The 13,644-nt window shown below is 47.6% G+C and carries 14 protein-coding genes; all 14 read left to right on the forward strand.

Features of this window, described 5'->3' with window-relative positions:
- Positions 1-5: 5 nt before the first annotated feature.
- The 14 genes from U5R06_04555 to U5R06_04620 all read left to right on the forward strand — a co-directional run bounded on the left by U5R06_04555 (position 6) and on the right by U5R06_04620 (position 13,544).
- A complete protein-coding gene (locus U5R06_04555) occupies positions 6-1,181 on the forward strand; it encodes an ATPase, T2SS/T4P/T4SS family (GenBank protein ID MDZ7722102.1) in 1,176 nt (391 codons plus the stop codon).
- Positions 1,182-1,220: 39 nt separating this feature from the next.
- Positions 1,221-1,541: a hypothetical protein gene (locus U5R06_04560; GenBank protein MDZ7722103.1), complete on the forward strand. Its 321-nt coding sequence runs from the start codon at positions 1,221-1,223 to the stop codon at positions 1,539-1,541.
- Positions 1,519-1,794 (forward strand): hypothetical protein, encoded by a 276-nt coding sequence (locus U5R06_04565; protein ID MDZ7722104.1) that lies wholly within the window; start codon positions 1,519-1,521, stop codon positions 1,792-1,794. Before U5R06_04560 ends, U5R06_04565 begins: the two co-directional genes overlap by 23 nt.
- Positions 1,795-1,904: 110 nt before the next feature.
- Complete coding sequence (locus U5R06_04570) at positions 1,905-2,804, forward strand: hypothetical protein (protein ID MDZ7722105.1); 900 nt, start codon at positions 1,905-1,907, stop codon at positions 2,802-2,804.
- Positions 2,788-3,765, forward strand: a complete 978-nt coding sequence (locus tag U5R06_04575; GenBank protein ID MDZ7722106.1) for a hypothetical protein — start codon at positions 2,788-2,790, stop codon at positions 3,763-3,765. Before U5R06_04570 ends, U5R06_04575 begins: the two co-directional genes overlap by 17 nt.
- Positions 3,766-5,097 (forward strand): type II and III secretion system protein, encoded by a 1,332-nt coding sequence (locus U5R06_04580; protein ID MDZ7722107.1) that lies wholly within the window; start codon positions 3,766-3,768, stop codon positions 5,095-5,097.
- Positions 5,024-5,482, forward strand: a complete 459-nt coding sequence (locus U5R06_04585) for a hypothetical protein (GenBank protein MDZ7722108.1) — start codon at positions 5,024-5,026, stop codon at positions 5,480-5,482. The genes U5R06_04580 and U5R06_04585 overlap by 74 nt, the downstream gene beginning before the upstream one ends.
- Positions 5,483-5,490: 8 nt before the next feature.
- A complete protein-coding gene (locus tag U5R06_04590; protein ID MDZ7722109.1) occupies positions 5,491-8,382 on the forward strand; it encodes an invasin domain 3-containing protein in 2,892 nt (963 codons plus the stop codon).
- Between the two features lie 408 nt (positions 8,383-8,790).
- A complete protein-coding gene (locus U5R06_04595; protein MDZ7722110.1) occupies positions 8,791-9,336 on the forward strand; it encodes a hypothetical protein in 546 nt (181 codons plus the stop codon).
- Between the two features lie 11 nt (positions 9,337-9,347).
- Positions 9,348-9,893 carry a hypothetical protein gene (locus tag U5R06_04600; GenBank protein ID MDZ7722111.1) on the forward strand — a complete coding sequence of 182 codons (546 nt, stop codon included), beginning with the start codon at positions 9,348-9,350 and terminating at the stop codon, positions 9,891-9,893.
- Between the two features lie 9 nt (positions 9,894-9,902).
- On the forward strand, positions 9,903-11,036 hold the full coding sequence (locus U5R06_04605) for a hypothetical protein (protein ID MDZ7722112.1): 1,134 nt from the start codon (positions 9,903-9,905) through the stop codon (positions 11,034-11,036).
- Positions 11,037-11,071: 35 nt separating this feature from the next.
- Positions 11,072-12,280 carry a hypothetical protein gene (locus U5R06_04610; GenBank protein MDZ7722113.1) on the forward strand — a complete coding sequence of 403 codons (1,209 nt, stop codon included), beginning with the start codon at positions 11,072-11,074 and terminating at the stop codon, positions 12,278-12,280.
- 543 nt (positions 12,281-12,823) lie between these two features.
- Positions 12,824-13,057: a hypothetical protein gene (locus U5R06_04615; GenBank protein MDZ7722114.1), complete on the forward strand. Its 234-nt coding sequence runs from the start codon at positions 12,824-12,826 to the stop codon at positions 13,055-13,057.
- Positions 12,984-13,544, forward strand: coding sequence for a GNAT family protein (locus U5R06_04620; GenBank protein ID MDZ7722115.1), 561 nt, complete (start codon positions 12,984-12,986; stop codon positions 13,542-13,544). The genes U5R06_04615 and U5R06_04620 overlap by 74 nt, the downstream gene beginning before the upstream one ends.
- Positions 13,545-13,644: the final 100 nt, after the last annotated feature.

Genomic DNA, 13,644 nt, shown 5'->3' on the forward strand with positions numbered 1-13,644 from the left:
ATATCATGATTGAAAACATTTTTAAAAACATTATTGAACAGATCCCGGTTCATATAGAAGGTGTTGAGCGTCAGAGACAAATGAGTCAAATTGTCCAGCAACTGCCACAAAATGAACTGGAAGCCATTCGGGAGCATTTTCAAAAGATAACGCTGTTTATGCGTCAACAGGAAGCCTCGGATATCGAGGTCGGCGGACCCATGTCCAAAGATGCCATATGGTTCCGAATACATGGCCGAAAGACGCCGCAGGCAAAATTGGGCAAATGGTCTCTGGATCACAGCGATATTTTATGCCATGCCATGCTGGATAAAATGCAGATCAACCGGCTTTTGGACCGGGGAGCCGTTGATTTTTCCTATTCCATCACTCAAAATGAACATTTACTGCGCTGGAGAGCAACGGTTTATTTCGACCTCGGCCACCTTGCATTGAATATGCGTGCTATCGAGGCCACTGTCTATCCGTTTTCACAGTTGGGATTTCACAAGAATGTGGCACGATCTTTGTCGCTTTTACATGAAAAGCAAGGTTTGATTTTAATAACCGGCATTACCGGCAGCGGTAAAAGCACCACAATGGACAGCATTGTGGATGCGAACAATCAAAGCGTTGACGGCCATATCGTGATCATCGGTGATCCGATCGAATACGTGCACACGTCCAAACGCTGTCTGGTTCGTCATCGCGAGGTCGGTCGGGATGTGATTGATTTCAAGCAGGGCGCGGTGCAGGCCCTGCGCCAGGACCCGGATATCATCATTGTCGGTGAGATGCGGGATCCTGAAACGATCCTGAGTTGTCTGGAAATTTCAGATACCGGTCATAAAGTGTTTTCAACCTTGCATACCGGGTCGGCTGTCGAGACCATTGACCGTATCGTTGCTGAATGTCAGCCCGAAGAACAGGATCGCGTTCGTGTTCGTCTGGCAGATCAGTTAAGAGTGGCGGTTTCCCAGAAACTGGTACCGAATCGCAAAGGCAAACGCACCCTGGCCAAAGAAGTGCTTCTGGTTAACAGTTCGGTCAAGGCGGCGATCCGAAATAAAAATGTACACGAGATTTATCAGATGATCAGTGAAAGCGGAAAAAACGGAATGATTACGATGGAACAGGATTTGTTCAGGCTCTATCAGGCGCGGAGAAATCGACGAAGATGTGGCCCTGGACTATTCAAATAATAAAATGCGAATCAAGGAACTCTTGTCAAAGTTGTACTGATGAAACGAACACTTGGACTATATGTCGAGGAAACCAAAGTTAAGGCCGCTCTGCTTGCCCGGGAGAAAGATGTTCTGTTGATAGAGCAGCTGGACGAGTTTGATCTCTTTGATGTACTGGAACGTTCGGATAAGGGAGAAACGGAGGATTTCAGCGACGTCATTCAAGACGGCGGAAAAAATCCGTTCGGAGTGGACCTGTCGGATGAGGAAAACGCCAGTATTGAAAGCGAAAGAGGGCACACCAATGTTGATGTGATTCTGGATATCATGACGAAAATGTGTCCCAAAGGCACGGGTGTCAGCATTCAATCTGGCTGATACCAATGTTTACAACAAAACCTTTGAATCCATCCGCGACAAACGCCCGCAAAAAGCCAAACAGCAAATGTGGTCTCAGCTCATTGAGGAAGAAGAAGAGCTTGATATCACGGTTGAGAATATCCAATATCTCGAACGCGGCGACGGAACCTTTCTGACGTTTGTACACGATGATCCGCTCATCTCTTGCCGGTTTGTTGACGGATTCTCTGCGCAGTATTCACCGGCAGTCTCCCAAAATAAAATCGATTGATACCATGAGACCTGGCGCTTGCCAACGAACTGGTGCAAACCCTGCCTCCCGAAGATCTGGAAAATGCATGTGTGATCTTTTTCTCGACAAACTTTATAAAAGTGTTTTTTATGAAAAACAGCGAGATCACCCTGATCCTCAGCACAATCCATGAAGGCGTGGATATTCAAACCGCTTCAGAAACAGCCTATTCAAAACTGCTGTTTTCAATCGATTCGGGGCAGGTTGAGCAAATCAATACCGTTATATTATGCGGTGAGGCGGATCAACACAACGCATACCAATATTTTACCGAAGCCTTTGATCAAGTCGATATTCGCACCTGGGAGCCGCAGCGCGAACATGTGCCGGCTGATCTGCATTTGCGCAAGGGCACCGTGCCCAGCTATATTCTGCCGATCGCTCTGGCCGCGAAAGCGCTCGAATCGAATCCTTGTCCGCTCTATGATGTAAATTTTATCCCCGCAAGAATCAAAGACAAACAGGCTGTTTACAAGATCAGCATGCCCGGTCTTGTTATGCTGGGGGTTTTGGGTATCAGCGTTTCCTTTTTTACGTTCAAATCCATGCAGAAAAATGCGCAAATACGCACGGAACAATCACGCACAAATATGCTGGACAGCCAGCTGGAATTGTTGAAAAACACCGCGGATAAAGTGGACAGTCTGCAGATGCAGATTCAGCAAATGGAGCAGGGAACCGCCATTATTGACTCCTTGACGAAAACCACGGTCGAGTGGGCGCCCGTGCTCGAGGCGCTGTCTTCGGCCTATCAGAATATTGGGCCGTTTTCCATTGCCGAATTCCAAAACAGCGGTAATGGTCAGGTGAGACTGGACCTTAATCTCACCGACCGGGAGCAGGTGGTTCAGCTGGAGCGGTTTATGCGCAACAGTATGATTTATCGGGTGATGAAAGAAACGCCGACGATGAATTACTATGATGTCCAATTGCAGTGCTCTGTGAGACCCGGGACCGAACAAGAGTATCGAAATGAACTACGCGACTAGAAATACGATTATCATAGCCGTTATTGTCTTGACTGTGCTGATTGCCGGTTATTATTATACATTTATCCATATTGATAAACAATTGGCCAGACAAGTTGTGATCAATGCGGAAAAACAGGAGCGTCTGAATGAATTGCGCAGACTGGAAAGCGACAAGTCGGATATGCTTCAGTATCTTGAACATTTGAAAGAGTTGAGCCTGGGAAAAATCGGCACGCTGGTGAGCGGTGAAACCCCGGGAGAAACCTTTGATTATATTCTTCGCGAAATACAAAAGGCGCCGATGGACGTGGAGATTAATCTGATCTTTAAACAGGATGTCCCGTTTGTCACGATTCAGGCGCGTGAATATGAGATATCGGGTATGGCGGATTTTGAAAATGTGTATAAACTGATCTGGTTTCTGGAAAACGGGCCGGTGTTTTACGATATTCCCAATATCCAATTTGAGCGTGTATTGTTCGAGGAGGAAGGCGCTGTCGTTTCCCAAGCCCGGGAACTCACGGAATTTTCATTAACGGTCCGGGCGTTTATTCGCGAAGAAGGTCCGGACATTGAAGACATTACCCGAACAGAAGGAGAACCCTATCAAATTGCGGATCTGGTGTCCAATTCGGTTTCCCGGCTGGTGCTGGAAGAAGAGGAGCGGGTTGCGCGTACCAAATCCACAGGCTCAGGGTCCGGCGACGGAGAGGGTGACGCCACTGCTGACGGCAGCGCCCCGGCGGCGGAGAGCCAGGGACCGCAGTTGCCGTCGTTTGCGGACAAAGTTCAATTGCTGGCATTGACATCAAATGCTGTTCTGGTCAGTCGGAACGGTGGAGCGGCTGTCAAGGTGCGCAAAGGTGAGGATTTTTTTGGCGCCATGCTACAGGATATTAGAATTATGCAGGGAGAAGCCGTTTTTGTGGCCAATAGCGGACAGGGAAAACGAATTGTGCTAACAACAAAGAGAAATTAAATGAGACATCGATTCTATCAAAAATACGTCTTATTGCTGCTCGTGATCATCACGGCCGCAGGATACGCACAGATGGAAATGCCCCGGGAATATGTACCCGAGGGGGAGATTGTCTCCATAAACAGCGATGTCAATTTCTCAATGGCGATTGAATTGTTGAGCGAATATTCGGTGGATTATGTGGGTAAACCCATTTACGATCCCACTCGTCAGAGTGGCGCCATTGGTATAGATGTTCAGCAGATGCCCTGGCGTCAGGCGCTGGAGGCCATTCTCAGTCGTCGCGGATTGTGGTATCAGGAACAGGAACATTATTTCCAGATTATAGAATCCCCGGATGCCCAGGAAACAGAGCAGGAACGCTTGATGGAAGAGTTGAAAATCCGTCCGGGACAGCGGGAAATTAAAATCGAAACCATTTTTTTTCAGGGAGACCGCAACAAACTGGCTGAGATCGGAGTCGACTGGACTACATTGTATAACGGACAGGTCTCTATGACCGCGGAACAGCTCGGTGCGTTTAAGGCGACGGAAGATATGCTGAATTTAACGGTGCGGGTGCCCAATTCCCTGTTTGGAGTGGATGTGGAAGCGCTGCTGAAAGCGTTTGATTCCAATGAAATCGGCACCGTTCTCGCACAGCCTCAGGTCACTGTGACTGAAGGCCATGAAGGCATGGTCCAGGTCGGTCAGGATTTTTCCATCAAGACACGCGATTTTGCCGGTAATATCACGGACCGGTTTTTCAGCACAGGTACCATATTGCGGGTAACTCCCTATATCCTCGAGGATGAGCAGGGGCGAATCGCAATTATTTTAAACGCGCATATAGAAAAGAGTCAGGCCAGTCCGAGTACGGTCAGCACCATTATTGATAAATCCGAGGCCAACTCGCTGGTGCAATTGTATGATGGAGAAGAAACGATTATCGCCGGTCTGTATTCAAATGAAAACAAACAGATGCGCTCCGGTATCCCCATTCTAAAGGATTTGCCGTGGTGGTTCTTTGGCCTGCGTTATTTATTCGGATACGATCGAACCTCTGTCGATCAGCAGGAATTGATCATTGTCATGCGCGCGTCATTGCTGCCGACTGTTCATGACCGGGCGGCTTCAGGATTTGTCACCAGAGCCAGGCATCGCAATCCGGTGCGCGTTTTGGGCCGCTATCGATCGCAGGATTATTCCAAAGAGCTGCGTTCAATGTGGAATGCGAGTGTAAAATCCAGACCGAATGCCGATCAGGATTACTTTAACTATGAAACATCACAGGAATCCGTTCAGCCCAGGCGCAGAGTCAGGGGCGGAAGCAAAAACCGGCGGTTCAATTGAAAATGACAGCCGCGGCGATTCGCAGAACGTTCTGACCGTGGAAAAAGGCACGACTGATGGGGAGAAACGCTATTACCGCATTCTTCCACCGGAAGGGGAGGACTTTGGTGTTCGGGATGAATTGAACGGCAAACGCTTTTATTTCGGCAAAGTTCTTTATGTGGAGAATGGTGTTGTTTTAATCCAGTGGAACAAGGATGTTGACCCTGACCGGCTGCAGGGAAAAGAGGTTACGATTTTTCGCAAGCAGTCTGCAGATCGAATCGTCCCTTTGACCCGTATGAATATCCTGAACTCCAGAGGCAGTCGAACCGCGGCAGCCAATCGCGCCTATTCCGGTAACGTGCGGGCCGGTGATTTGGCAGGGATTTTACTCAAACGATAGTGAATGATATGAAATCTGTTCATTTTTTGAAAATCGTCTTTTTACTATTCATCTCGATATTTGTCATTTTGCTTTCTTGTGAACTGGATGAAGGTCCGACCAGCGCCAATGTTCTGGAGGAACTGATCTCTGAAGAACCATCGGTTTTGGCGGACGGGGTGTCGTCCATCGGCATCGCGGCCTTTGTATACGATACAACCGGCGCCCAAGTACAGGGACAAAAGGTGGACTTTTCTACTGATCACGGGACCATTACGGAATCCGCGTTTTCCAATCAAAACGGAATTGCTTATGCTGTTTTGACCAGTGACACCAGTAAAACAGATTTACAGGCTACAGTGACTGCTCAATTATCGGACAGCACACTGGGTAAAAAAATGGGCGGTCAGGTCTTTCTTTCCTTGCAGATCCGCGAGCAGGATCAGATTATAGAGTTGTCCCATGCTGATGCTCAAAAGAAAGAGCTGATGATTACGTTTGTGGGCGTGAGCCGTCAAGTATCTATTGCGGATCAGGTGTTGACAGCGGATGGAGGATTGTCCAAAACGCAACTCAATATCCGAATCCGGCAAACAGCGACCAATCAGGCTGTGAACGCCGCAGAGATTAGTATCAGCAGTCAATACAGTGGTATTCCCACCCCGGTATACACCAATGAAGCCGGCGAAAGTGTGGTCACTGTAAGTTCAGCCGAAAGCGCTGCCGTTGATACCATTTTGGTGCAGTATGGTAGATTCAAACCGGATATATTGGTTGTGGAATATGTGCCGCCGCGAATCAAGCTGAGTCCCAAACGCGCCACCATAAGCGCCAATGGCGTGAGCAAGCTCAATATGTCGGCGCTGCTTGTCAGTGAACAAAACAATCCGATTCCGGGCGCTGAAATCAAGTTTACCACCACGGACGGCCTGATCGGATCACCGGCTGTGACCGATTCGAGCGGTATTGCGAAAACACAGCTCACCAGCAGCGAAACTGCAAATGACAATGTGATGGTTATCGCATCGTTCAGTTCTGTCGCCGATACCGCTTTTGTATCATTCTCGAATCAAACCGTCAGTCAATCCATGACCTGGGATGCCCCTGACAATATCATCAGAAACGGGGTCGGGGATTATGAAATTACCGTGACCCTCAAAGATAATTACGCCAATCCGGTGGTGGGAACCAATGTTTTTGCTGAAGCCGCATACGGGGTAATTGATACCGTGGGCATAACTGACGAGAACGGGCAGGTTACATTTGTGTACACGCCGGATGCAGATACGATCAGTGTTGATGAAGAGCTGGTGATGACCTCTGCAGCCAGCACTGAATTTATTCCCATCCGTCTGAGCGGTGTCAAAATGTCAGTGGACGCTGTGCCTGATTCCATCATCGCCAACGGCACCTCAACGTCTATCATCAAAGTCCGGTTAAAGACCGCGGACGGTTCCCCCATTCCGGAGGCGGAACTCTATTTTAGCGCCTCCCTGGGTTCAATCAGTGTCAGTGGTGTCACGGATCAACTGGGATTTGTGGAAAATTCTTTGCGGTCCACCCAGCAGGCGGCCGTATCTACGGTAACAGTCTATTATGGAAACCTGACAGCGGATGTCGAGGTCGAATTTCTCACGGCGTCTGCCGCCAGCGTGCTGCTGGAAGCCGATCCGAACTATATCTGGGTTAAAGAAACCGGTAATATTGAGCAGACCGCCATTACCGCCACCGTTTTATCACAGACCGGAGAACCGGTGGGTGATAATACCAAGGTGGAATTTCGAATTCGCAACGGCACCGGCGGCGGTGAGCGACTTTCTCCGTCGCTTCCGGGCAATTATCTGAGATCACCCGCCATTCAGACCCTGAACGGCAAGGCGACTCTGGTATTGCGCTCCGGTAAGCGTTCGGGGACGGTGGAAATTGAAGCCAATGTGGTCGGAGTTTCTGATTTGAGAGCCCGGACCACCAAAATTGTTATCCGCTCCGGTCCTCCTTATACGTGGATTGATCCGGACAATACGCATAATGTGGAGCCGCACCTGACCTTGACGTTCGATGTGTTTAATCTGGCAGGATGGAACAAAGTGGTGCGTTTTAATCCGGCGGTGTATATCGGCGACAAATACAACAACCCGGTTGAAGTCGGGACCACCGTATACCTGACCACAACCGGCGGCATCATCACCACAGATGTAGCGACCGATGAAAACGGTGAAGGCGGAGTTGTATTATCCACAGCGAATCCGCGCCCGAGAGTGATACCCTCGGATCCGGAGGCGCTGGCGCCGCACCGGATTCCGAATCCCAATATGGAAGAAACGGATCCCAACCGGTTTGTGCCGATTACGGTTCCCAGTTTTGCCGGTAACCTGGAACGCTATGATGATTATTTCGGCACCAATCTGCTTCCCAACGGACGCAGGATTACGGATGAAAATGACGGCATTGCCTATGTGGTGGCAAGCACACATGGCCGAAATCAGCAGGGAGATGATGCCATGGTCTGGACAACCGGCCCGGTGGTGTTCAGCGGCCCGTTGTACTATTTTAACGCCTTTATCAAATACGTGTACAGAAGAGATGGTTCAATTGAAACCGTTGACCGTGGACACCCGACCATAAATTTAAAGAAAGGTGAGACTGTGCTGATTCAAGTGGAGCATTGTGATATCAACGGCAATCCGGTGGCAGCCGGTTCATCCTTAAAAGCGAAAACGTCCGGCGGCTCGATCTCTTCCGGAGATTTGATGGCCCCGAGAGACCGGTACGGGTACGGCAGCACTGTGCATCAGGTTACCCTGACCAATACGCTCGATCCGTTGTACGATCAGGAACAATCAGCTGATGTCTCTGTGGAGCTGGACAGTCCCAACGGACGCGCCAACGACCAGGTTTCGGTGATGTTGCTGCTGGAATAAGCGCAGCGCTGAAAAAAAGCGGCTGAGCACGAGCCGTTGAATGATTTTTACCGTTTCATTTTGAAATCGGTTTGATTTCAAAATGAAACTGGTTCGTTATTTACCAGTTTTATCCGGTTAGAGAGAGTATAGGGGTAAGCAGTTTAGAAATAGAGGTATAGGTCTGTTTTTAGTCCTGTTTAAATCTATGGCATGTCTTTTGTAGTATTTTATTTGGAATAAATGTTTTGTTTTTCAATATTTATTGTTATTTTTACAGTGCAGGATGATGGCAATTGAGGTTGAGAAATGCCGGTGATTTTAAAGACAGGCATAAAGCATGCTGATATCGGTTTTGTTTCTATCTGTGAAATCAACGGCAGTACTTTTAACCCAAATTGCGGGGATTGAGAAAGGAAGGCTTGCAATATGAGCACCGGTCAAATGCTACTGGTTCTTGCGGCTCTGGTGACCTTTTCCATGGTGTCTATGACCATAAACCAATCCGTTATTACGTCCACGGCGGCTTCGCTTGAGACCGAGTCCATCGCGATGGGGAAGGAAATTGCCAATTCGTTTGTGGAACGTGCCTGTGCGAAACCCTTTGATGCGGCAGTTGCGTGGGGACAAACTGTAGAGAGTGCCGATGATTTTACATCCTGCGGCGCCGGAGGCGGTGAATCTTTTACCTGGGATTACGAACAGGAAAAGTATATTGATAATTACAGTGATGCAGATGACTTTCATTCTCTGGAAAATCTCCCCTTTTTCTCAGAACGGTTGGGTACCTTTCGTATCAGTATGGATGTCTATTATGTCGATCCCGACAATCCGGATACTAAAGTAGGATATAATACCAACGCCAAAGCGGTTGTCGCCAAAGTCACCAGCCCGTTTTTCAACGATAACCCGGATACGGGTGAACCCGCGGTGCTTACTATGAGCCGGGTTATTACTTACAGGTTTTCTAATTAAAGGGCGTTAATATGCTTTCAATAGATCTTATCGGTTCCATGATTATCGGCGGCCTGGTTATGCTGATGATTTTGGGTTTTACGTTCTGGTACATGAATACATCGCGTGATATGATCCTGGACGACTCGCAGCGTGAAATGGTGGAGAATATCGGAGAAATCATTAAAACCGATATCAACAGAATGGGATTTGGAGTGGACAGTACAACATCCAAAGTTTTATCCGTCACCAGTAATTCGATTACATTCAACGCCGATCTGGACAATATCGGCTATGTGAATCGGGTCAAGTATTTTGTACGCAATGCCAAAAATTCCAATCCCCATATGGTGCGTCAGGTGACCTATCAGGACAAAACCCGTGAATTTTCAGTTCCGATCAAGTCATTCAGAATTATCGCCTTTGACAGTTTATCGAATGAAACCACAACCGCTGCTGCTGTTCAAGCGCTAAGCGTTGAAATGCACGTTGCCGAGGCCTTTTTTCAGCATGTTGATTATTCAAAAAAAGCGGGTTCAGGTTATTATTACAAATACTTTGTTCCCGGAAATCTTTGAGGTGTAAAAATGGGAAAAATGCTATTAATTATCGTGGCAGCGTCGTTGATATGGATGGGCTTTTCATCCACGGCCGTTCGCGAAAGTCTGGTGGAAGCGACCACGCAGACCAGTCATGCCTATAGACAAGCAAAGGCCAATAACCTGGCCAAAAGCGGTGTGGATTATGCCATGAACCAACTGGCCCTGGATTCCACCTGGTCGGGCGTTCAGAGCAAACCGTTTGATAACGGCACTATTGATGCCTATGCTGCCAGCACGAGCAATCTGTACCCGGACCGATCCGGCGGCAGCAATGACGCCAAACAAATTACCTCTATCGGCGCATATGAAGGGGTCACCGACACCATTAAAGTCGTGGTACAGTTTCCTCCCAAACTCTTGCCACCGCCGTCTTTCAAGTATGCATTGGCCAGCAACGCCAAACTGACCGTCGGGGGCGCCGCATTAATACATACGGAAAATGATGACCCGATCAACGCCAATATTCATACAAACTCTGATTTAGAAGTGAGTGGAGCATCAACGGTGCGCGGCTACGGCAGCTATTCCAACTCGACCAATCTGAGCGATTCAGATGCCTCAAATTATTTTAAACCCTATGATACCACCACCGGACAAAAACTGGTGCAAAAAGTCGATGGTGTCGAGTTTCCCCAGTATAATTTGGCTAAATTAGAGGCGGAAGCTACGGTCAAGTACTCGGGCAACCAACACTTTTCCGGGAATTTGACAATGGGGTCCGAAGAAAATCCGGCTATATATTATATCGATGGAGATTTAACGATATCCGGGAATATCAGCGGCTATGGCGCTTTTATTGTCACGGGCGATATTGATATAACCGGCAGTGTTACGATCGATGCTATAACGAATAATGATCTGCCGAATCGTCTGGGGCTTTATGCCGGCGATGATATGAAAATTGCAGGTGGTTCTCAGGTGTATGCACAACTATATGTTGAAGACGAATTAAAGAGTACCGGAACCTCGGATATTTACGGTTTGGCTGTGGCTAAAAACGGTATCAAAGCCGGTGGAGATATGACGATTCATTATAAACCAATGAGTGACAATGTGATCCCGCAAACCTGGCATGTGGAGCGCGCGGGGACACCCTATATTGTATCGTATTACGAATAAAATTTATATTCATAAAACAAATGGAGTGAGGCGTCATGGGTAGAACGTTGGTGATTATTTCGGCAATGATGGTGGTTGTGCTTGGAATTACGACGCAGCAAATCCTGAACAGCAATGTCAATTCCGCAACCTCTACATTTCAAAGTCTGAGTGCAAACAAGGCTCAAAATCTGGCCAAAAGCGGCATGGAAATCGCTCTGGCTCAATTATCCGCAGATGACAGTTGGCAGGGCATGCAGGGCAAATCCTTTGGCGACGGTGCGATCAATGTGGATGTGGTGAATTATTTCGGCGACGCGCTGCCACGAACCGGTTCCCAACCCGACTGGGATGCCTGGGTCCAATACGCCGGGAATTTGTCGGAAGACAATGGCACCCGCGGATTTCTGGTGAGGTCTCGGGGCGTGGTTGACGGACAAACCGCTGCCGGCTATGCGGTGATTCAGCACACAGAGTCTACGATTGAACCACCTAAATACTTTGATTATGCAATGTTTGTCAACTATAATTGGAATTCAAATGGAAACTGTCATGTTGTCGCAGATGATGGCAGTATGAATGCCAATGTGCATCTGAACCAGAGCGGTAATTTTAATGGCGTTAAAAAAAACAATCCCCTGGTTGAAGGTTTCCTCTCATATAGTGGTTCCAAGCCCAACTGGAATCCGGGAAACCGCGATGCCAGTGATTTTATAGCGCCCAATTCCAACCCCAATGGTGATGATGTGCTGCAAAGCGTATCCCGAATTGATCTCCCGGAATTTGATCCGGAAGATTACAAAAGTATCGCCACGCAGGTGCATGAGACCAATCTTCACCTGAGCGGAAACCAGACCTACGGCAGCAAGACAAATCCGGAGATTATCTATGTCGGCGGTGATTTGCACTTGAGCGGCAATATTACCGGCTATGCCGTATTTATTGTCAAGACCAATGCAAAGATTACAGGAAGTGTCACGGTCAATTCGGGCGATCCCAACCACAATAATCTGGCAATCTATACGGGCGGAGATTTGATAATGAACGGCACCCCTCAGGTACACGGCCAGTGCTATGTCAAAGGGAACCTGATTATGAATGGAACCCCGGATATTTACGGACAGGTCATCGTTGACGGTGATTTCAATGAGAGCGGTAATGTCCGTATTCACTATCATCCGGCCAATCCGTATTTATGCAAAGATATCTTTCCGTGCGAAGGCAAAGACAGCGGTATCGTAGAAACCATTTCTTATTATGAATAAAAAGTTGATTCAAGGTGGAGAGATCGCTCTCCACCTTGAATTCATGATAGAATAAATGCGAAACGCGGGCCGGGTCAGTAGTGCGCTTGCCTTTGCTGTTATTCAATGTGTGAGTATAGAACAATTGTTTTTCATTCTTGTATCCTTGTCACGGGTGGAAGCAAATGTTACCCAGTTTGGCCATTGTTTCCGGTTTTGGCCATTTTTTCAATTGTTTTCTTGTCCAGCCTCATTATTTACAATGAAACGTATTTTCAAATCGCTTGACGACCTGTCGATTTGTTGTAACTAAAGTGTCGAACCCGGGGTAAGCCTTTTTCTCCTGCTGTGTTTTTTCTTTGCTTCTGAGATAAAATCTGTTAAATTAGTAAAGTCTGTCTTGACAGTCAGTGATACTTTTTAACCGGAATTTTATAACGGTTTAATGGATACCGTGGGACTGCTTGTTGCAGGCGTGGCTCCAGTCCGGCATGATGGTTTGGATCAAGAATGCATTTGATGGATAGGTTTTGAATGATCAATATAACAATCGGAGAATAACAGATGTCCGATGACATGGATCCGCAAAAAAGCTCGATCCCGGGACGCACACTCGAGATCCTGGTGCGGGGATTTTACAAGGAATCTGAAAAATACGGATTCAAAAAAGTGGATTACATCCGCTTTGTCAATCAGCTTCTGGATATAGCCATGCAGGGCCGGCATGCGCAAAATCCCGGTATTCTCCAATGCGAATTTTTCCAAAAGAACCCGGAAAAAAATAAAACTGCCGATTAAAAAGAAAGAATTAACCATACGTGCTTTGCAAAGCAAAGACAGGCCGATGATCGATATCTGGCTGGATGATCATGAAGGTCGCCGGTTTCTGGTTTCCAGCGTTACCGCCCGTATCGCTAATTTTGACAGTTTAATGACTGCGGATGATTGTGAACTGGCTGTCATAACGCTGCCTCAGGGTGTGCCGATCGGACTGTTGGCGTTTTTAAATATCGATCAGGTTCAAAAAAAAGCAGAGCTCCGCAAGATGATCGGCGACCCGTCCTTTCGAGGTCACGGGTACGGCAAAAAAGCCACAGACCTATGGATTCAATACGGTTTGAATACACTGGGACTGCGAAAAATTTATTTAAATACGCTGAACACCAATATTCGTAATATCAAACTGAATGAAGAATTGGGATTCAAAGTGGAAGGTGTGTTACGCAATGAGGTGTTTTTCGAAGGGGAATATCATGATGTGATGAGAATGGGGCTTGTTTTATAATCGGGTGGTCTGCAACCGTAAAAGGTGATTGCGGCTGTATTTCGTATTCAGATCGCCTCAATATCCGGTCCGAACAGAGCGGGTATGTGCTAAAGCCCCG

It is taken from the genome of candidate division KSB1 bacterium (assembly GCA_034521575.1).
Taxonomy (GTDB): domain Bacteria; phylum Zhuqueibacterota; class Zhuqueibacteria; order Residuimicrobiales; family Krinioviventaceae; genus JAXHMJ01.

Bases quoted from the DNA above. Each gene is read 5' to 3' on its own strand.
- U5R06_04570 (MDZ7722105.1), top strand. From the start codon at position 1,905: ATGAAAAACAGCGAGATCACCCTGATCCTCAGCACAATCCATGAAGGC.
- U5R06_04615 (MDZ7722114.1), top strand. From the start codon at position 12,824: ATGTCCGATGACATGGATCCGCAAAAAAGCTCGATCCCGGGACGCACA.
- U5R06_04600 (MDZ7722111.1), top strand. From the start codon at position 9,348: ATGCTTTCAATAGATCTTATCGGTTCCATGATTATCGGCGGCCTGGTT.
- U5R06_04590 (MDZ7722109.1), top strand. From the start codon at position 5,491: ATGAAATCTGTTCATTTTTTGAAAATCGTCTTTTTACTATTCATCTCG.
- U5R06_04620 (MDZ7722115.1), top strand. From the start codon at position 12,984: ATGCGCAAAATCCCGGTATTCTCCAATGCGAATTTTTCCAAAAGAACC.
- U5R06_04580 (MDZ7722107.1), top strand. From the start codon at position 3,766: ATGAGACATCGATTCTATCAAAAATACGTCTTATTGCTGCTCGTGATC.
- U5R06_04560 (MDZ7722103.1), top strand. From the start codon at position 1,221: ATGAAACGAACACTTGGACTATATGTCGAGGAAACCAAAGTTAAGGCC.
- U5R06_04595 (MDZ7722110.1), top strand. From the start codon at position 8,791: ATGAGCACCGGTCAAATGCTACTGGTTCTTGCGGCTCTGGTGACCTTT.
- U5R06_04575 (MDZ7722106.1), top strand. From the start codon at position 2,788: ATGAACTACGCGACTAGAAATACGATTATCATAGCCGTTATTGTCTTG.
- U5R06_04610 (MDZ7722113.1), top strand. From the start codon at position 11,072: ATGGGTAGAACGTTGGTGATTATTTCGGCAATGATGGTGGTTGTGCTT.
- U5R06_04555 (MDZ7722102.1), top strand. From the start codon at position 6: ATGATTGAAAACATTTTTAAAAACATTATTGAACAGATCCCGGTTCAT.
- U5R06_04585 (MDZ7722108.1), top strand. From the start codon at position 5,024: ATGAAACATCACAGGAATCCGTTCAGCCCAGGCGCAGAGTCAGGGGCG.
- U5R06_04605 (MDZ7722112.1), top strand. From the start codon at position 9,903: ATGGGAAAAATGCTATTAATTATCGTGGCAGCGTCGTTGATATGGATG.